Here is an 18,881-nt window from a genome sequence, read left to right on the forward strand (position 1 = left end):
TACCTTTCTTAAAGCGACGAGTATTTCTTGCGCAGACGCTGACGGATCAGCTCGGCGAGGGTGTTCATGATGAAGGTGAACAACAGCAGCACCATCGCCGAGAGGAACAGCACGCGGTAGTGACTACCGCCGACTTCCGACTCGGGCATTTCCACCGCGACGTTGGCCGCGAGCGTGCGCAGGCCTTCGAACAGGTTCATCTCCATCACCGGGGTGTTACCGGTGGCCATCAACACGATCATGGTCTCGCCGACAGCGCGGCCCATGCCGATCATCAGCGCCGAGAAGATGCCCGGGCTGGCGGTCAGAATCACCACGCGGGTCATGGTCTGCCACGGCGTAGCGCCCAGGGCCAGGGAGCCCAGGGTCAGGCCGCGCGGCACGCTGAACACAGCGTCTTCGGCGATGGAGTAAATGTTCGGGATCACCGCGAAACCCATGGCCAAACCGACCACCAGGGCGTTGCGCTGGTCGTAGGTGATGCCCAGGTCGTGGGAGATCCACATACGCATGTCACCGCCAAAGAACCAGGTTTCCAGGTAGGGGCTCATGTACAGCGATAGCCAACCCACAAACAGGATCACCGGGATCAGGATCGCACTTTCCCAACCATCGGGAACCCGCAGGCGGATCGACTCAGGCAGGCGGCTGAACACAAAGCCGGCGACCAGGATGCCAATCGGCAACAGCATCAGCAGGCTGAAAATGCCCGGTAGATGCCCTTCCACATACGGCGCCAGGAACAGGCCGGCGAAGAAGCCGAGGATCACCGTCGGCATGGCTTCCATCAGCTCGATCACCGGCTTCACCTTGCGGCGCAGGCTCGGGGCCATGAAGTAAGCGGTGTAGATCGCGGCGGCAACTGCGAGCGGCGCAGCCAGCAGCATGGCGTAGAACGCAGCCTTCAAGGTGCCGAAGGTCAGCGGGGCCAGGCTCATCTTGGGCTCGAAGTCGGTGTTGGCGGCGGTCGATTGCCAGACGTATTTAGGCTCGTCGTAGTTTTCGTACCAGACCTTGCTCCACAACGCGCTCCAGGAGACTTCCGGGTGCGGGTTGTCCAGCATCAACGGTTGCAACTTGCCGCCGGCTTCCACAATTACGCGGTTGGCCCGTGGCGATATGCCGAACACGCCCTCGCCATCGACCACCGGGTCGACCAGCAGGGTGCGGTGCGCGGTGCTGTGGAACACGCCAAACTTGCCGGACGCATCGAGGGCGGTAAAGCCTTTGCGGCGCTCTTCGGCGGATATTTCAACGATAGGCGTGGTGCCCATCTGGAAGGTGCGGATCTGCTTGAGGTGCTGCTCGCCATCCGGGTCACGGGCCATGAACCACTGGGCCAGGCCGCCCTTGGAGTTACCGATGATCAGCGAGATACCACCCACCAACTGAGTGCTGGCGGTGACTTCAGCGTTGCCGTCTTCCAGCAGCTTGTAGCGACCGTTGAGGCTTTTGTCGCGCAGGCTGAATACATCGGCGAGGGCACGGCCGTTAATCACATAGAGCCACTGCTGGCGTGGGTCGATGAAGATCGCCTTCACGGGCTCAGTCATTTGCGGCAGTTCGATACGCTTCTGCTCGCTGGTGACTTCGCCGGTCATCATGTTTTCTTCACGGCTCAGGGACAACACGTTCAAGTGCGAACCGGCCGAACCTGCGACTACCAAGGTGGAGTCCGTGGCGTTGAGGGCGACGTGCTCCAGCGGACGGCCAGCGTTATCCAGCACGATCGGCGTTTCGCCGTAAGGGTATTCGATTGCAGGCGAAATGGTTTTCTTGCCGTCCGGGTAGGACACCTTATAGGTGTGGCGGAATACCAGGGACTGGCCATTGGACAAACCAAGGATCACCAGCGGGCTGCCGGGTTGGTCTTCGCCGATGGACGCAACGCTGGCGCCGGCGGGCAGCGGCAGGTCGACACGCTTGAGTTCGGCGCCCGTCGCTACATCAAAAAACAGCGCCTGGCCCTTGTCGGAAACCCGCATGGCGACTTGGTTCTGTTCTTCGAGGGAAATCATCAGCGGCTTGCCGGCGTCCTGGATCCAGGCCGGGGTCAGTGCGTCTTCCTTGGTCAATGAGGCGCCCTGGAACAAGGGCGCGACTACATAAGCAAGAAAGAAGAAAATCAGGGTGATGGCGCCGAGGACAGCGAGGCCGCCGACCAGTACATACCAACGGGTCAGTCGGTCCTTGAGCGCGCGAATGCGGCGTTTGCGTTGCAGCTCAGGCGTATTGAAATCAATGCGCTTGGGGGGAGAAGTCGTCGTCATGGTGGAATTGGCCAGATCATTCATGCGCACACCCTAGCGATCCTGTATGACAGAAAGATGACAGTGCAGTGACGCAAAAAATCCGCCGCGAAGCATAGCTGGCAGCGGATTGGAAAATTCGGACGCGGAGCCGGCAGGCCGGCCCCGCAGAGGCAATCAGTTGCCTTCTTTCAGACCCAGGTCAGCCAGTGCCTTGGCGGCAACTTTGGCTGGCAGTGGGATGTAGCCGTCTTTCACTACAACTTCCTGGCCCTGTTTGGACAGCACCAGTTTCACGAACTCAGCTTCCAGCGGCGCCAGAGGCTTGTTCGGTGCTTTGTTGACGTACACATAGAGGAAGCGCGACAGCGGGTATTTGCCGTTCAGGGCGTTTTCTTCGCTGTCTTCGATGAACTCAGTGCTGCCTTTTTTGGCCAGGGCCACTGTTTTCACGCTGGCCGTCTTGTAGCCGATGCCCGAGTAACCGATGCCGTTCAGCGAAGAGCTGATCGACTGCACGACCGAAGCCGAGCCCGGTTGTTCGTTCACATTTGGCTTGTAGTCGCCTTTGCACAGGGCTTCTTCTTTGAAGTAGCCGTAGGTGCCGGACACCGAGTTACGACCGAACAGTTGTACTGGCTTGTTGGCCAGGTCGCCGGTCACGCCCAGGTCACCCCAGGTTTTCACTTCAGCTTTAGCACCGCACAGGCGAGTCGACGAGAAGATGGCGTCGACTTGTTCCATGGTCAGGTGCTGGATCGGGTTGTCCTTGTGCACGAATACAGCCAGGGCATCCACGGCAACCGGGATAGCGGTTGGCTTGTAGCCGTACTTCTGCTCGAAGGCGGCCAGTTCGGTGTCCTTCATCTTGCGGCTCATCGGGCCCAGGTTGGAGGTGCCTTCAGTCAGCGCAGGTGGCGCGGTAGCGGAGCCGGCAGCTTGAATCTGGATGTTGACGTTCGGGTATTCCTTCTTGTAACCCTCGGCCCACAGGGTCATCAGGTTAGCCAGGGTATCGGAACCGACGCTGGACAAGTTGCCCGACACACCAGTGGTTTTAACGTAAGCCGGGATTGCCGGATCAACACCAGCGGCCACCGCGTTGGCGGTCGCAACGCCAGCAGCGACAAAAGTCATTGCCGCCATCAAACGTTTCAGTTTCATGCCTTGCTCCTAGCAGATAGGGATAATTGGATCGGGGCCAAGTATCAGGAGGCCGTGTGAACACTCTATGTCGGGAATGTGACAGTTAGATGAAAGGCCACTATTGGCAAGGGAGGGGATACAGCGAGGAACGGCCATCACTCCCACGCAGGCCGTGGGAGTGATCGTTATCAAACAATCAGCGGGAGCGCTTCCAGAGATACCCACCCACCACCATCCCCATCACACACAGCGCGGCAACGTAGTAGGCCGGGCCCATTGGGCTTTCTTTCATCAACAGCGACACGGCCAGCGGCGTCAGCCCGCCGAACACGGCGTAGGCCACGTTGTAGGAGAACGACAACCCGCTGAAGCGCACCACGGGCGGGAAGGCTTTGACCATCACGTATGGCACTACGCCGATGGTGCCTACGAACAGGCCGGTCAAGGCGTACAGCGGGAACAGCCAGTCCGGGTGGGCCATCAGGCTGTGATACAGCGTCCAGGAAGTCGCCAGTAACAGCGCACAACCGACGATCAGCACGCGGCCGGCGCCGAAACGGTCGGCCAGGGCGCCCGAGGCGATGCAGCCCAGGCTCAGGGTGACGATGGCCAGGCTGTTGGCCTGCAGCGCCACGGTCGGGCTGAAGTGGTAAACGGTTTGCAGCACAGTCGGGGTCATCAGGATGACCACCACGACGCCGGCGGACAGCAGCCAGGTCAGCAGCATCGACAGCACGATGGCGCCACGGTGGTCGCGCAACACCGCGCGCAACGGCAACTCGGCGGCCAGGGTCTTGCGTTGCTGCATCTCGGCGAAGATCGGTGTTTCATGCAGCCACCGGCGCAGGTACACCGACAGCAGGCCGAACACACCGCCGAGCAGGAACGGGATCCGCCAGGCGTAATCGGAGACCTGCTCCGGGGTATAAAGCGTGTTAATGGCGGTGGCCACCAGCGAACCCAGCAAAATGCCGGCGGTCAGGCCGCTGGTCAGGGTGCCGCAGGCGTAGCCGATATGGCGTGGCGGTACGTGCTCGGAGACAAACACCCAGGCGCCTGGTACTTCGCCACCAATGGCTGCGCCCTGGATGATGCGCATCAGCAGTAGCAGGACTGGCGCCCACAGGCCGATCTGCGCGTAAGTCGGCAGCAGTCCCATGATCAGGGTCGGCACGGCCATCATGAAGATGCTCAGGGTGAACATCTTCTTGCGACCCAGTAGGTCACCGAAGTGCGCCATGATGATGCCGCCCAACGGGCGTGCCAGGTAACCCGCGGCGAAGATGCCGAAGGTCTGCATCATGCGCAGCCATTCGGGCATGTCGAGGGGGAAGAAGAGTTTCCCGACCACGGTGGCGAAAAACACGAAAATGATGAAATCATAAAACTCCAACGCCCCGCCCAAGGCAGACAGCGACAGGGTTTTGTAGTCGTTGCGGGTCAGCGGGCGCGAAGGTTGCGCACTGCTTGCAGGCACGGAGGACATGGCAAGGCTTCTCTTATTAGTCAGAACGGCAAGCCCGAGGTGTTGGAAGGGCCGGAGCAGGTTCGGCAAGATAGCAAATCGCCCGGAAAAGCACACCAGAAGCACAGTTGTCACAAAAAGCCCCCATACAGCCGCGAATTGCCGACCAAATGAGCCCCCAGAGGTCGTCGTGGCGCCAGGGTCCCGATATACTCGGCCCTTGCAGGCGCAAGAACCGCAGTCTTGAGGGGCTGCTGTGCCAAAACGTTGTTGGGTGCCGTCCAGCCGATTTGGCAGAGTTTCCCTTTAGTACGCCTTACGAGAAATGCATCACGCGGTGTATGTTGGTGCTCAAACGTTTTTCCATAAGACGGCTATCCACTTGAAATACCCATGAAGCGTCACGGGTCAGAGGCCCTCGGCATGATCGAACTCGAACAAGAAGATCCAATCCCGCAAGGCGATCTCGCCCTGCAAATCACCGCGCTTCCACGTGAAACCAACGGTTTCGGCGATATCTTCGGCGGCTGGCTGGTCGCGCAGATGGACCTCGCCGGCACAGCCATGGCCAGCAAGGTCGCGGGCGGGCGTGTCGCCACCGTGGCGATTGATCGCATGGCGTTCCTTGTGCCGGTCGCGGTGGGCGCACAGCTTTCCTTCTATACCCAGGCCCTGGAAATCGGCCGCAGCTCGATCCAGATGATGGTCGAAGTGTGGAGCGACGACCCGCTGTCCAGCGAATGGCGCAAGGTCACCGAGGCCGTATTCGTGTTCGTCGCCATCGATGGCAGCGGCCGTACGCGCTCGGTACCGTCACGCGCGCGTTAAACCTCACACGGTTTTGACGGTCAATTGCCCCATTGCCTGCCATTGAAGAGTGTTGCTATGCCTACGCCCCACGTTGAGACCGTGAAAATCGACGAGCTGGATTGCTGGCGCATCCGCCACAACGGCGCCGAACTGATGGTGGCCCAACAGGGCGCACATATCTTCAGTTACGGACGCGACGGCGAGCAGCCGCTGATCTGGCCGAACCCTGAAGCGGTGTTCAAGCAAGGCAAAGGCATTCGTACTGGTGTCCCCGTGTGTTGGCCGTGGTTTGGCGTGTTCGACCGCAACCCCCAGAGCGTCAAGGCGATGCGTCAAAGCGATCAGCCTGCCGGCGCGCACGGTTTTGCGCGCACAGCACGCTGGGAATTGGCCGCTACCAGGCTTGAAGGCAAGGCATTGCGCGTTGACCTGATGCTGCCAGTACCCGCGGGCGGCTTCCCTGGTTGGCCCCATCAAGTCGACCTGACACTCAGCCTGCTGCTCGACGACCAACTGCATATCCGCCTCACCAGCCACAACCGTGGCACCGACACCGTGACCTTCAGCCAGGCGCTGCACACTTATTTCGCCGTGAGCGATGTGCGCAACGTGCAGGTCGAAGGGCTGGACGGATCGGCGTATATCGATACCGCCGACGGCTGGAGCACAAAACAGCAATCCGGGCTGCTGCACTTCACCGGCGAGACCGACCGAATCTACCTGGATACACCCGCGCAGTTGAGCATCATCGATAACGACTGGCAGCGCCGTATCCAGCTCACCGGCCAGGGTTCGAAGTCGACCGTGATCTGGAACCCCTGGACCGAGCGTGCCAAGGCCTTTGATGACATGGCTGACGATGGCTGGACAGGCATGCTGTGCATCGAAACAGCGAATGTGCTGGATGATGTGATAAGCCTGGCACCCGGTGAAAGCCACACGCTGGGCGTGAGCATCGCCGGTATCGCCCTGTAAACGCCGATCAAAATGTGGGAGCTGGCTTGCCTGCGATGCAGACGATTCGGTGTATCAGTGACACCGAGCCGATGCTATCGCAGGCAAACCAGCTCCCACATTGATTGGTGTTGAGCCCTAGAGATCAGATTCCTTCACCACCCGTACCTTCCCCGCATCCAGGGCATAGGCGGCGTCGGCCAAATCGTTGTTGACCTTCTCCACCTTCAACGTGCCCGTGACCCACAGCGGCGTGTAAATATCATCCAGCTTCAGCCCTTTGGGATAACGCACCAACACTAATTGGTTAGGCGGCGGTGGCGGCACATGGATACACGCGCCCGGATACGGCACCAGGAAGAACAGCGTGCTGCGGCCCTTGGCGTCGGTTTCCAACGGCACCGGGTAGCCGCCGATGCGGATGTTCTTGCCGTTCATGGCCGCCACGGTCTTGGCGGAATACATCACCGCCGGCAAGCCCTTGCTCTGCTTCAAGCCGCCTTTTTCGGTAAAGGTGCCTTGGGCTTCGGGCGAGTTGTGGTCGATCTCGGGCATGGCTTCGAGGGCTTTTTGATCCGACAGCGGCATCAGGTCGAGCCAGTCGGTTTCCGGCAGTTCGCCGGCGTGTGCCAGGCCAGAGCCCAGCAAGAGGAGAGTCAATAGAAGACGGCGCATGGAGAGGCTCGCAAGTACAAGTGCCGAGCATTCTAGCCCTCTGCGCCTGCGCAGCGCAGAGGACTTTGTCGGCTGATTACTTTCTTTTGATCAAGCCGTAGATCACCAGCAGCACGATGGCGCCGACCAAGGCACCGAGGAAGCCTGCGCCTTGACCGGCCTGGTAGATACCCAGTGCCTGACCACCGTAGGTCGCGGCCAGAGAGCCGGCGATACCCAACAGGATGGTCATGATCCAGCCCATGCTATCGTCGCCAGGCTTGAGGAAACGCGCGAGCAGACCGACGATCAAGCCGATAAAGATGGTTCCGATGATACCCATGGCATTTCCCTCTGATTGAAAGTGAACTATGCCAAAGCCTAGTCAGGCTTGGGCATCCTGCAATCAGAGGATGGCGGTCACCGAATGGTTCCCGCCGATCCCTGAGTTATTGTTCGGCGATCAGCGCCTCGACCTTGAGGATCTGCGCTTCGAGAGTCGCACGGTCTTTGCAGCGCAGGTTGGCGTGACCGACCTTGCGCCCGGCCTTGAAGGCCTTGCCGTAGTGATGCAGGTGACAGTCGTCGATGGCGATGACTTTTTCCACCGGCGGTACCACACCGATGAAGTTGAGCATGGCGCTTTCGCCGACCTTGGCCGTGGAACCCAGCGGCAAGCCCGCAACCGCCCGCAGGTGGTTTTCGAACTGGCTGCACTCGGCACCTTCGGTGGTCCAGTGCCCGGAATTGTGCACGCGCGGGGCGATTTCGTTGGCCTTCAGGCCACCGTCGACTTCAAAGAACTCGAACGCCATCACGCCCACATAGTCCAGTTGCGTGAGCACACGGCTGGAATAATCTTCGGCCAGCGCCTGCAACGGGTGATCGGTGCTGGCCACGGACAGCTTGAGAATGCCACTGTCGTGGGTGTTGTGCACCAACGGGTAGAAGCGGGTTTCGCCATCACGTGCACGCACAGCGATCAGCGAGACTTCACCCGTGAACGGCACGAAGCCTTCCAACAGGCACGCGACGCTGCCCAGTTCGGTAAAGGTACCGACCACATCGGCGGCAGTGCGCAGAACTTTCTGGCCCTTGCCGTCATAACCCAGGGTGCGGGTTTTCAGCACGGCCGGCAGGCCGATGTTGGCGACAGCGGCGTCCAGGTCCGCTTGGGACTGGATGTCGGCGAAGGCTGGGGTCGGAATGCCCAAGTCCTTGAACATACTTTTCTCAAACCAGCGGTCGCGGGCAATGCGCAAGGCTTCAGCGCTCGGATAGACCGGCACGAACTGCGACAGGAACGCTACGGTTTCAGCCGGAACGCTTTCGAACTCGAAGGTCACCAGATCGACTTCGTCGGCCAGTTGGCGCAGGTGGTCCGGGTCGCTGTAGTCAGCCCGCAGGTGTTCACCCAAGGCGGACGCGCAGGCGTCCGGCGCCGGGTCCAGGAAAGCGAAGTTCATCCCCAGCGGGGTGCCCGCCAAGGCCAGCATGCGGCCCAATTGGCCGCCACCGATTACACCGATTTTCATCGTCAACAACCTCAGGCGATACGTGGGTCTGGATTGTCCAGCACGCTGTCTGTCTGCTCAGCACGGAATTTTTTCAGCACCGCGTGGAACTGCGGGTGCTTGGCGCCCAGGATGCTGGCGGACAGCAAAGCGGCGTTGATCGCGCCGGCCTTGCCGATCGCCAGGGTCGCCACCGGAATGCCGGCTGGCATCTGCACGATGGACAACAGCGAATCCACGCCCGAGAGCATCGCCGACTGCACCGGCACACCAAGCACCGGCAGGTGCGTCTTGGCCGCACACATGCCAGGCAAGTGCGCTGCACCGCCGGCACCGGCAATGATCACCTCAATGCCACGGGATTCTGCTTCATCGGCATACTGGAACAGCAAATCCGGGGTGCGGTGGGCGGAGACCACCTTCACTTCATACGGAATGCCGAGTTTTTCCAGCATATCGGCGGTGTGGCTAAGGGTGGACCAATCGGACTTGGAGCCCATGATCACGCCAACCAATGCACTCATCGTCGTGCCTCTTCTCTCTGGGCGCCCGCGGGCGCGTCAAAAAACAACAAGCCACGCGGGAAATCCGGCGTGGCTTGTTGTACGAAATTGGGCCAGTTGGACCGGCCGAAGGCCGCGCAGTATACCGTAATAATTAAGATAAACAGCCCCTTGGATGACCATCTGTCTAGCGGCGCAAAGTGGCGGTTTTATTGACTTATGAGTCAGTCCAAGGCGCTGGAGAATCATGTGGGAGCGAGCAAGTCGACGCGTGGAACCGCCGCTCCCATATTTGATTTTCGTCGCCCTCAGGTGCCTTGCGCCGCGCCACCTTCCAGTTTGCGCCACAACAACCGCACGTTCGCCTTGCGCACCAACGCACAGCGATACAAACGAATCTCCAGCGGCACATGCCATTGCGGCCCGCCGCACACCACCAATTCCCCGCGCGCCAGTTCAGCGCGTACGCTGAGCTGCGGCACCCAGGCGATGCCCAACCCTTCCAAGGCCATGCTTTTGAGGCTGTCCGCCATGGCGGTTTCGTAAACCGTGGTAAAGCGCAGCGCACGCTGGCGCAGCAGCAAGTTCACCGAACGCCCGAGAAACGCACCGGCGCTGTAGGCCAGCAACGGCACGCTGCCCTCGCCTTCCAGGTCGAACAGTGGCTTGCCGTCGGCATCGGCGGCGCATACCGGGAGCATTTCGGTGTTGCCAAGGTGCAAGGACGGGAAGATTTCGGCGTCCATCTGCATCGCCGCGTCGGGATCGTAGAACGCGAGCATCAGGTCGCAACCGCCTTCGCGCAGGGCGTGCACGGCATCGCCGACGTTGGTCGCAACCAGCCGCGTGGCGATGTTCAATCCTTCGTTGCGCAGTTGCGCGATCCAGCGCGGGAAGAAGCCCAGTGCCAGGGAGTGGGCAGCCGCCACTTGCATGACTTCGCCCTGCCCGCCTTCCAGATGATGCAAATGGCGCAGCACTTCACCGAGCTGTTCGACCACGGTGCGCGCGGTGACCAAAAACAGCTGCCCCGCCGCCGTCAGCTCCACCGGGGTGCGTGAGCGGTTGACCAAGGTCAGGCCTAGCGCAGCTTCCAGGCTGCGGATGCGTCGGCTGAACGCCGGCTGGGTGACGAAGCGCCGTTCTGCCGCCTGTGAAAAACTGCGCGTTGCCGCCAGGGCACTGAAGTCTTCCAGCCATTTGCTCTCAAGGTTCATCACTTGCTCCCACGGGTACGCACCATTTTGGCACACACGCCCGCCATCATAGCTGGGTCACATGCGCATTATGCCGTTTGTGCATAGGCCAGTGCTTAACAGCATTGGCCCAAAAACGTCTACACGCCTAGCATTCGCAGCGTTCCGGCCTGTTCCGGGTCCCTATTGAGATGATTTTCGTCATGTCCTCCGCTGCATCATTCCGCACAGAAAAAGACCTGCTTGGCGTACTCGAAGTACCTGCCCAAGCGTATTACGGCATCCAGACCCTGCGAGCGGTGAATAACTTCCGCCTCTCGGGCGTTCCGATTTCGCATTACCCGAAATTGGTGGTCGGCCTGGCAATGGTCAAGCAAGCAGCCGCTGACGCCAACCGCGAGTTGGGCCAGCTCAGCGAAGCCAAGCACGCTGCCATCAGCGAAGCCTGTGCCCGCCTGATACGCGGCGATTTCCACGAAGAATTCGTGGTGGACATGATTCAAGGCGGCGCCGGCACTTCAACCAACATGAATGCCAACGAAGTCATCGCCAACATCGCGTTGGAGGCCATGGGCCACAACAAGGGCGAATACCAGTACCTGCACCCGAACAACGACGTGAACATGGCGCAGTCGACCAACGACGCCTACCCGACCGCGATCCGCCTGGGTCTGCTGCTGGGCCATGACGCGTTACTGGCCAGCCTCGACAGCCTGATCCAGGCGTTCGCTGCCAAGGGCGTCGAGTTCAGCCACGTGCTGAAAATGGGCCGTACCCAATTGCAAGACGCCGTGCCGATGACGCTCGGCCAGGAATTCCGCGCCTTCGCCACTACCCTCAGCGAAGACTTGGCCCGCCTGAAAACCCTGGCGCCAGAACTGCTGACCGAAGTGAACCTGGGCGGCACCGCCATCGGCACCGGCATCAACGCCGACCCGCGTTACCAGGCCCTGGCCGTTCAGCGTCTGGCAACCATCAGCGGCCAGCCGCTGGTACCGGCTGCCGACCTGATCGAAGCCACCTCCGACATGGGCGCGTTCGTGCTGTTCTCCGGCATGCTCAAGCGGACCGCGGTGAAACTGTCGAAGATTTGCAACGACCTGCGCCTGCTGTCCAGCGGCCCACGTACCGGCATCAACGAAATCAACCTGCCGGCACGCCAGCCAGGCAGCTCGATCATGCCCGGCAAGGTCAACCCGGTCATCCCGGAAGCCGTTAACCAGGTCGCGTTCCAAGTCATCGGCAACGACCTGGCGCTGACCATGGCCGCCGAAGGCGGCCAACTGCAACTGAACGTGATGGAACCGCTGATCGCCTTCAAGATCTTCGACTCGATCCGCCTGCTGCAACGCTCCATGGACATGCTGCGCGAGCACTGCATCGTCGGCATCACCGCCAACGAAGCCCGCTGCCGCGAACTGGTGGAGCATTCCATCGGCCTGGTCACCGCGCTGAACCCTTACATCGGCTATGAAAACGCTACCCGCATCGCCCGTATCGCCCTTGAAAGCGGGCGTGGCGTGCTGGAACTGGTGCGCGAAGAAGGCTTGCTCGACGACGCCATGCTCGACGACATCCTGCGCCCCGAAAACATGATCGCTCCACGCTTGGTCCCGCTGAAGGCCTAAGCGTTTGTTGCACCGCTCACCAGGCTGAGGGACTAGACACCTCTCACCTTTTGAGGGCCTGAAGATTTCGATCTTCAGGCCCTTTTTTTTGACGCCTCTTATTATGCGGCCTTCATCGACCTTAAGGTCGCTGCCGTCATCAGCAAACAGACGCCTTCCTAAATAACTTTCACATCCGTAGCATTACCCGCAATCCCATGACACCCGCAGGACAAGCAGTGCCCTTGCAGCACTATCGGAATACCATTCATGCGCCTTTTCGGATGCCCCTCAACAAAAGCAAATTCGCCCCCATGCAGTGGGCACGTCGCCTTGTCGCCAAGCACTGCCGGTGTTTTCCCGTTGAGGGTGTGGGTACCCGCGAGTTGGCAGGAAATAACGGTACCGCCGCTGCTGGTGGCGTCTCCCAGGCAGACGGGATTAGTCATGCGCCACCTCCCGGTGCGCCATATTTGAAGGGGTCGCTGCCACGGTTTTTTTGGTTTTGTGCCTTGCGTGCCTCATCCGGTGGCCGAACCATTTGCACGCTGACGCTGCCGTCCGAGCCGGAATAAACAACCGCGCTCACGCCGCCGTCCTTGTAGCTGGCAATCGTGGCCAGGTTGATTTGCACCAGGGTGCTGCTGACGCCGGTATTGCCCAGACGACGGCCGATGTCGTAGCCCTCTTCGACGTTGCCCAGTTCGATGCCATGGCCGTCGGTGTTGAGGGCGTGCAAGGCGTTGTTCAGGGCGATTTCGCCGGCAGTGTTGGCGGTGCTGTCGTAGAACACGCGCACGGGCTTTTGGTCTTTGGGCAAGGTGTCCACAGCTTTTAGCCAGCCAGCTTGCAGAGCCTTGACCTGCAGGGCGGGCTTGAGCCGCTTGCCGGCTTCGTCCTGCATCGGAACTTTGATAGGGCGGTGCAAGTAGCCGAGTATCGGTGCGGCGTCGAACTCGGCAACCTGATGGCGTGCCCAGCGGACCGGGAGCCAAGGGGAAGGGACGAAATCGCCGGGGCCTCGGTTGCTCAGGGTTCGCCAAAGGTCGGGGAGTTGGGCGTGCCAGTAGGCGGAGGACATGGTGCCTGTGGAGACTCGGGGGGGCGCACCTTTGGCCCGCTCAGTGTCCAGATACCAATTGTCGAACGCATTATCACGGTTCCAGTAGAACGACCACAGCTTGCCCATGTCAGTGTTCTTGTTTTGATTGTCCTCGGAGTCATTGGTCACATACGGTCGGATATAGCGATCAACCCGGTCCGAGCGCGTTACCAGCAGGCCGGTCATGCTTTCAAACACGGTAGGGACGACTGAAACGTTTTGCAGGCCAGGAGTGCCAGCCACTCGGTAACCATTTCGAGTGACATCACCATCTTCACTGACGATCAACGCCTGCGGCACCTTAGGATTGTCATCGAAAAACTGAAACAAACGCTCGATCATGCCCTGAGCGTGGGTGGTATTCTCCGCGTCCTGCCAAAGGAACAAGGTGACGCCCAAGGTGGCGGCATTGCGTCCACCTAAAATATTTCCGGCCGCACCTGTATCTTCAGGTTGTTTGGGTGGTGCAATTGCGAACACCGGAATCGGCCAGTACGCCACTGAGTCGTTGGCTGAATGCTTGAAGGCCACGCGGATGTTGATGCTCTGAGTGATCTCTCGGGAATCCAAAGAAGGTTTGTAATCACTGGGATTTTTCGAATAGATGGATGCAAAGTTATCTTTCTTCTTCTCAATCAGGTGCCAGATTTCCGACTGGTGCCGTCGGTGTACTGCCAGTCCTGATCCCCGAATCTCCAGTGAATACGTACGCTCCTGCTCGGCCATCTGCTCTGCTTTTTTGCCCATGACACTGGACCTGTAATCGGCCAGTTGTTTCTCCTCAGAGGCCAAGGCCTTGCCCCACCAATGACCGCTGTAGGCCAATATCAATGCCCCAAAGACACCAATGATCCCCTTACCCATCATTACGCCCATGTCTCGACTTTCCATGTTGTCTACCTGTGAAATCGGCTCAATAAACCAGACAGACCCAAGCCAAAGGGCTATCAATATCGCGGCTATCCAGAAGTAACCTGTAAGGCGCGGTCTAAGCTCCATGTAGGATCGACGATCATTCATTGGCCACCTCCTTTTTCGAGGCGCCAGTCACTAGCGTTGGTGGGGCCAATGAGACCAGATCAGCGGAAGGAAACTTACCTTTGTCGTAGTACAAATGGCTGGCTGTCACCAATGATCGAGCCTGAGTACTTAACCGCGACCAACCCGATAGCTTTTCAACTATCCCAAATTGCTTCTTATCCATCTTCCAATCCGCAATCGCCACCAAAACCTCCCGCATCACCGGATCATCCAGGCACCTGGCCTGCCCAATCGCAATGTCCATCGCCGTCACCCAGCGATGGTTTTCCGGGCTGCGCAACACCCCTGAGTGATAGGAGTTTTCCTCCCAAGCGTTGCTGTCCACGTCCATACGCGCACGCGCTTCCCGTGGCGTCTCTTCACGCTCATGGTGCGAATGCTTCGTGGACTTGCGAACCGCGCGGGTGTGGTCTTCAGGGTCCTCACTTTGCGCGTTAAAACGTGCCAGTGCTTCTCGCTGGGTGGTCAACGGAGGGTCATACTCGGGCGGCATTTGAATCCACTCAAACTTGGCCGCCTCCTTGCCCAGCGCCACACCCTTGCCGACATCGTCGGGCCGGTCCAGGCCCGAGGTCGTCGGCGTACCGCTTATTGCCTCGCCACCGAACATGTGTGGGGCATGGGGTGGCTGCAGCGCCTCGGCGTTGATGTGCCGTTCCTGACCTTCGCGCACCCCGGCCCGGGAGACAAGGGCGGGAAGCGACCATCCGCCTGGATGGTAAGATTCTCCGCCAGCCCGCATCTGTTCGGGTTGAGCAGTTTTACCCACGAGTACGGGCTCGCCGTCCCGATGGCGCTTGGTCCACATCCGCTGATAGAAGCGCAAAGAGTGCAACACCGTCATGGCCGGCGTGCCGTTGGGTAGTACATCCGGCATGCCAAAGGTGCCGATGCCTTGCACGTCTTTGAGTGCGACGGTGGTGTCGTCCGGGCAGAAGTACAAGTAAACCTTGCCGCGATTGTCGCGCTCGGGGAAGACTGTCAGCTTCTGGTTTTTGTCCAGGCGAGTTCCCTGTTCCGGTGACCATCGCGGGCCGGAACGGCCGCCGTAGGTTTGCGGATTTCTGAGGTCGGCGAGAGGCGGTTGGGCGTGAGGAGCCTGGGTGATTGCAGTGACGATGCGTATCAGTGTCGACAAGGTGTCGCTGCCCTTGGGGGTAACGCTGGGTAAGACGCTGTAGGGCGAGTCGACCATGATCACGGTATCGGCGCAGCGTTGGTTGTCATCCACCAACAGCGCCTGGGCCAACAGACTGATCAGGGTGCCCTGGCTGTGGCCCATAATGGTGATGGTTTCATCAGGAGAAAGGCGACGTATCTCCCGAACAAGCATCGCTAACCGGTGCGCAGCCATCACGAAATAGTGCCGCAACGGTGCATGGTCGAAGTACAGATAATTGCTGGTTTTGTTGGCCGCCCAGGATTTAATGTTTGGCTTGAACCCATCGCCGTACATCTCAATCAGGTTGTTGGTGGCGTTGGTAAAAAAACCACCGGCCTTGGCAAAGTGGCGGTCCAGCCGATTGCCATGCACATCCTGGTACTGGTTGCGCATTTTGAAGGGGTCACCTGCATCATCGCGCTTGATATGTTGCGGTGCCGCTCGGTAGCCCCAGTAGAATGGGATCAACAGGCTGCGGGTTTTGGGGTCGGCAGTATCGCGGCGGTATAGGTAAGTGTCGGGGTCATCGAGTATCTGTTTTTCCTCACCCACAAGCTCTTCAATTGGCAGAGCTTTCGCCGCACTGTACTCAGCCCCATATCGCCCCGCCTTAAGATCCGGCCGATCCAACCGCTCATTAACCCCCTGGCACAAGCCCGTCTCAACCGACTCATAGGCTGCCCCCGGGTCGTTGACGCCGTGCAAGAAAATCACCACGCCAGGCAGGTCGGCAGGCACTTCCAGCTTGCGGGGTGTGATGCAGTTTGGAAGCAAACGGGTGCTGCACTGTGCCACGGTGTAAAAACCGGAATTACTCATCGGATTTATCCTTCTTGCGCGAGGCGGTCACCTCAACGCGGTGCATGACCTCTCGTTCAACCCGCTCCGTCAGCCCTGCCGCATCAGTCACGCCCTGCACCACGCTGCCATCCCCCACGTCCACTTGATAAGCGTGGTCACCCGCCAGGCGAGGACTGTTGTCGTCGTGGCCCGGATAGTGAAAGGCCAAACGTTGCGCCGCCGAATCCCTTCCAAATACCGCAGGCACCACGCTATCGAACTTGGGCCCAACCCAATCATGCTCACCGGCATGCACGATGGCCTTACCTTGCGTGCCAATCTCGACCCCACCACCGATCTTGATGTAACTACCGTCATCGGCCACCAACCGTATGGTGGGCGCGCTAATCACCACCTCGCCTTCGGCGGCCGACAGTTGCAGGTTCTTTTGCGCATTCAGGGCAATGTCGTCCTCTTGGGCTTGCACCAAAACCTTGCCGCGATTGGCAATCGCTTTGATACCTTCATCCTGAGCAAACGCTGAAATACCTTTACCCGCACGCAAGTGCATCGCTGCGCCACTGGTTAACTGCAGATGGTCTTGGGCGGTGGTGTCGTGATTTTCACCGGCGTAATGCACCTGCGAGCGCGGCGTGGCGCTGACAATGCCTGCCTCTGCCGCGAGGGCGGCAATAGGGTCACCTGCTTGGTTGCTATCGGCGGCTGGCCATTGATTCAAGGATTGGCGCAAAGCCTCGATGCCTTGACTGTCCACCTGCTGCCCACCACGCGCCGCAGCGGTCTGCCCAAGTGACTGGAACAGGTCACCGCACTCCTCCAGCAGCCTGAGCAACTCTTCGCGGTCCAATTGCGAACCTTGCGCGCCGTGGCGTGCATAGGTGGTCAGCAGCATCCCTTGAGCAGCCCGCAAGGCAATGGCGGCGTCGGTGCGCAACTCGGCACCATTGCCACGGGGTTGGGCTTTGCCATTTGTTCGCGGCATGGCCAACTTGCCCAGATTCAATTCGGTGGCGTGATGGGTGGTGGCCACCCGAGCACGCAATTCGCCGGGGGTGTCGTCAAAGAGCAGCTCGTTGAAACCACGCCCCTTATGCTCGCGGGTCTGGATGCCAGACAACGTTCGATTGCCCGGCAACCCCGCCGCGTTACTGAACCGTGGCGGCGAGTGGTCGCCGTTGTAAAGCACCGAAGTAACAACCGGGCGGTCGATATCCCCCGCGAGAAAAGTTACCAGCACTTCCTGCCCAATGCGCGGCAGGAATTGATGACCGAAACCTTCACCCGCACTGGGCATGGCCACCCGCAGCCACGTCGTATCTTTGGAAGGATCTTGCTCACGCTGCCAATGAAAGCGCACCTGCACCCGAGCCAAGTCATCGGTAAACACTTCCTCACCTTCGGGCCCTACCACAATGGCGGTGAGCGGCCCCGAAATAATCGGGCGCGGGACCTGGACCAGAGGCCGAAAGGGAATCTTGTGACGGATACACTCAAAGCTGTTGTCATAGCTGGCCGGCTGGTCTGACAGATAGTTATTGCTGCCTCGATGTTCGACCGACAACAGAAGAAACTGACGGTCTTCCCGAACATCACGGTCGTGATCAAAATGCTGGGTCAGTTCAAAGGTGTAACCACATCCCATAGCCCGACAATTACTCGCGCCTTTGAACGTCTTGCCTTGTACTTCAATGGCTTCCAGGCGCCGCCGGGCCAGTACCTCACCTTGCTGGCCAGTGGCATGGGTGTAATGCCCCGATAAATCATAGATTTCGTAAGGGTCCACCGTACCCTGCTCATTCACACTGGCTATGCCAACTGACAACGCATTTCGGGGCTGCTTGTAGTCAAAGGTCCTTAAGGACATGCGGCCGGACTGCAGCGTCCGATGGCTGCTCCACTGCGTAATAGAGTCCGCAAGTTCGGTGACCGATGCACTGTGATAGCGTATTTGTGGCTGCTGCGGTATCGGTGTCAGCGACGGGGAGTGGTTGCTGACGATCAGGGTGTGTATATCTTTTTCGTGGACGAAATAGAAGAACAAACCTTCCTGTTCCAGCAGCCGCATGACGAACGCTTGGTCACTCTCACGGTACTGTGTGATGTAACTATGGACTTTGAGTGGCTGTATCAGTCGAAACTCAAATACGGGCAACGTACCGTAACCGGCCAGTACCGAACGAATGATGGCTTCGACCGTCTGCTCTTGAAAGACCCGAGAATCTTGACGCCGTGTCAGCATCCACAACCAAGGGCCTAGTGTTGCGGTGTAGCGCGCCAGACCGTTATCGCTGTCTTGCAGGCTGAAACGGCTTATAAAGCCATGGATATAGCGCAGCTCTCCCGTCGCCAGTTCAATTTCCAACTGCGCCGGTTGCCCGATCAGTGACTTGAGTTCCAGCCGAGCATCCTGACTGAGCAGAGACAGCTCAAAGCTGAACAGGGTCGACAATGCTTCAGTCCCAGAGAAACTCTCAAGCAGGAGTTCCTGCTCATTGATAGCGGGGGTAGTCAGCTTGATCAATCGTCGGTTTTGTGCAGAGAACAGCCTGGACGAATCGACGCCGGGTACCCCCTCCTTCAACTCGTTGGAAATCATTCCTTTGCTCCTGGATTTCACAAGAGCGCAGAGGGTAAAGAATGAATATCTGGAAGCGATGTCGGAAAGATTCCCTTTTTT

At 59.4% G+C, this 18,881-nt stretch carries 15 protein-coding genes; 3 read left to right on the forward strand and 12 right to left on the reverse strand.

What is annotated here, in order from left to right; all coding sequences use genetic code 11:
* Positions 1 to 8: 8 nt before the first annotated feature.
* The 3 genes from AACY36_RS12735 to AACY36_RS12745 all read right to left on the reverse strand — a co-directional run bounded on the left by AACY36_RS12735 (position 9) and on the right by AACY36_RS12745 (position 4,881).
* The gene (locus AACY36_RS12735; protein WP_339418689.1) at positions 9 to 2,042 is read right to left on the reverse strand and encodes an ABC transporter permease subunit; all 2,034 of its coding nucleotides are present in this window, start codon (positions 2,040 to 2,042) and stop codon (positions 9 to 11) included.
* Between the two features lie 384 nt (positions 2,043 to 2,426).
* The gene (locus AACY36_RS12740; protein ID WP_339418668.1) at positions 2,427 to 3,413 is read right to left on the reverse strand and encodes a phosphate ABC transporter substrate-binding protein PstS; all 987 of its coding nucleotides are present in this window, start codon (positions 3,411 to 3,413) and stop codon (positions 2,427 to 2,429) included.
* 178 nt (positions 3,414 to 3,591) lie between these two features.
* Entirely contained in the window at positions 3,592 to 4,881 is a 1,290-nt protein-coding gene (locus AACY36_RS12745) for an MFS transporter (RefSeq protein WP_339418666.1), read from the reverse strand.
* A 402-nt stretch (positions 4,882 to 5,283) separates the two neighbouring features.
* Here AACY36_RS12745 and AACY36_RS12750 point away from each other — a divergent pair, with 402 nt between their 5' ends.
* Both AACY36_RS12750 and AACY36_RS12755 read left to right on the forward strand, forming a co-directional pair.
* Positions 5,284 to 5,688 (forward strand): acyl-CoA thioesterase, encoded by a 405-nt coding sequence (locus AACY36_RS12750; protein WP_003176975.1) that lies wholly within the window; start codon positions 5,284 to 5,286, stop codon positions 5,686 to 5,688.
* 57 nt (positions 5,689 to 5,745) lie between these two features.
* Positions 5,746 to 6,645: a D-hexose-6-phosphate mutarotase gene (locus AACY36_RS12755; RefSeq protein WP_339427701.1), complete on the forward strand. Its 900-nt coding sequence runs from the start codon at positions 5,746 to 5,748 to the stop codon at positions 6,643 to 6,645.
* Between the two features lie 117 nt (positions 6,646 to 6,762).
* On the opposite strand, the gene AACY36_RS12760 is transcribed toward AACY36_RS12755, so the two are convergent.
* The 5 genes from AACY36_RS12760 to AACY36_RS12780 all read right to left on the reverse strand — a co-directional run bounded on the left by AACY36_RS12760 (position 6,763) and on the right by AACY36_RS12780 (position 10,512).
* Entirely contained in the window at positions 6,763 to 7,299 is a 537-nt protein-coding gene (locus AACY36_RS12760) for a DUF3299 domain-containing protein (RefSeq protein ID WP_339418662.1), read from the reverse strand.
* 76 nt (positions 7,300 to 7,375) lie between these two features.
* A complete protein-coding gene (locus AACY36_RS12765) occupies positions 7,376 to 7,621 on the reverse strand; it encodes a GlsB/YeaQ/YmgE family stress response membrane protein (protein WP_003231726.1) in 246 nt (81 codons plus the stop codon).
* A 106-nt stretch (positions 7,622 to 7,727) separates the two neighbouring features.
* Positions 7,728 to 8,813 carry a 5-(carboxyamino)imidazole ribonucleotide synthase gene (locus AACY36_RS12770; RefSeq protein ID WP_339418660.1) on the reverse strand — a complete coding sequence of 362 codons (1,086 nt, stop codon included), beginning with the start codon at positions 8,811 to 8,813 and terminating at the stop codon, positions 7,728 to 7,730.
* A gap of 11 nt (positions 8,814 to 8,824) precedes the next feature.
* Entirely contained in the window at positions 8,825 to 9,316 is a 492-nt protein-coding gene (purE, locus tag AACY36_RS12775; protein ID WP_003176980.1) for a 5-(carboxyamino)imidazole ribonucleotide mutase, read from the reverse strand.
* Positions 9,317 to 9,603: 287 nt separating this feature from the next.
* Positions 9,604 to 10,512 carry a LysR substrate-binding domain-containing protein gene (locus AACY36_RS12780; protein ID WP_076952091.1) on the reverse strand — a complete coding sequence of 303 codons (909 nt, stop codon included), beginning with the start codon at positions 10,510 to 10,512 and terminating at the stop codon, positions 9,604 to 9,606.
* Between the two features lie 182 nt (positions 10,513 to 10,694).
* Here AACY36_RS12780 and aspA point away from each other — a divergent pair, with 182 nt between their 5' ends.
* The gene (aspA, locus tag AACY36_RS12785) at positions 10,695 to 12,119 is read left to right on the forward strand and encodes an aspartate ammonia-lyase (protein ID WP_339418656.1); all 1,425 of its coding nucleotides are present in this window, start codon (positions 10,695 to 10,697) and stop codon (positions 12,117 to 12,119) included.
* A 158-nt stretch (positions 12,120 to 12,277) separates the two neighbouring features.
* On the opposite strand, the gene AACY36_RS12790 is transcribed toward aspA, so the two are convergent.
* From AACY36_RS12790 to AACY36_RS12805, 4 genes are read right to left on the reverse strand one after another with little or no spacing between them, the layout of a single operon-like run.
* Entirely contained in the window at positions 12,278 to 12,547 is a 270-nt protein-coding gene (locus AACY36_RS12790) for a PAAR domain-containing protein (protein ID WP_339418655.1), read from the reverse strand.
* Positions 12,544 to 14,220, reverse strand: coding sequence for a type VI lipase adapter Tla3 domain-containing protein (locus AACY36_RS12795; protein WP_339497202.1), 1,677 nt, complete (start codon positions 14,218 to 14,220; stop codon positions 12,544 to 12,546). Before AACY36_RS12795 ends, AACY36_RS12790 begins: the two co-directional genes overlap by 4 nt.
* Entirely contained in the window at positions 14,213 to 16,222 is a 2,010-nt protein-coding gene (locus tag AACY36_RS12800; protein WP_339497203.1) for a T6SS effector phospholipase Tle3 domain-containing protein, read from the reverse strand. Before AACY36_RS12800 ends, AACY36_RS12795 begins: the two co-directional genes overlap by 8 nt.
* Positions 16,215 to 18,800, reverse strand: coding sequence for a type VI secretion system Vgr family protein (locus AACY36_RS12805; protein ID WP_339418652.1), 2,586 nt, complete (start codon positions 18,798 to 18,800; stop codon positions 16,215 to 16,217). Before AACY36_RS12805 ends, AACY36_RS12800 begins: the two co-directional genes overlap by 8 nt.
* Between the last annotated feature and the right edge of the window lie 81 nt (positions 18,801 to 18,881).

It is taken from the genome of Pseudomonas sp. EA_15y_Pfl1_P101 (assembly GCF_963970835.1).
Classification (GTDB): Bacteria; Pseudomonadota; Gammaproteobacteria; order Pseudomonadales; family Pseudomonadaceae; genus Aquipseudomonas; species Aquipseudomonas tritici.